This is a genomic window from Thermococcus sp. M36 (assembly GCF_012027355.1).
Classification (GTDB): domain Archaea; phylum Methanobacteriota_B; class Thermococci; order Thermococcales; family Thermococcaceae; genus Thermococcus.
Window position 1 is genome coordinate 1 of record NZ_SNUH01000034.1, and the last position, 638, is coordinate 638.

Here is a 638-nt window from a genome sequence, read left to right on the forward strand (position 1 = left end):
CAGGAAAGCACCGTACAACTGAATTTATTTTCCGGTTTAGAAGCAATGTTGGAAGGCCCGTTAAACAATAAAAAAAATGGTGCTTCCTATATGATTGGTTATCGTTATTCATTTGTACAGATTGGCTAGAGTTTAGGCTTAAACGTTGGTACCAAATCAATTCCAAAATATCAGGATTGGGTGTACAATATTCAATTAGCAAAAGGCAAGGCAGGTAAAATTAATTTCTTTGGAATGGGTGGTATAAGTAGTATAGATTTTATAGTTAAGGATGTTGATACAACAGACTTTTATGCAAGGCAAGACCAAGATGGTTATTCAACAAACAACTTCACAGTTGTAGGTGCTAAACACAGCATTGATGTTTCTGCAAAATCTTATATCAAAACAGTAGTTTCTTATGCTTCAACCAAAGCAGATTATGATCAGTATCAATATGCGTTGCCTTTAACTTACAGTTATCGCTGGTTAAACTATCAGGTAAAATCAAACAGTTCTACTTTCAGAGTGTCATCATTTATTAATACAAAGTTTAATGCAAAAATCAGTTTAAGAAGCGGCGTATTAGCTGAATTTTTTCATACTTCATCTTACGTAATTTCAAGAGATGGAAAGCCTGAAACCGCTCCTTTTGAGGA

1 protein-coding gene is annotated in these 638 nt (G+C 34.2%); it reads left to right on the forward strand.

The window, feature by feature from the left end; translation table 11 throughout:
• Positions 1-180: 180 nt before the first annotated feature.
• On the forward strand, positions 181-638 hold a 458-nt coding region (locus tag E3E36_RS11185; RefSeq protein WP_206203613.1), incomplete at its 3' end, for a hypothetical protein.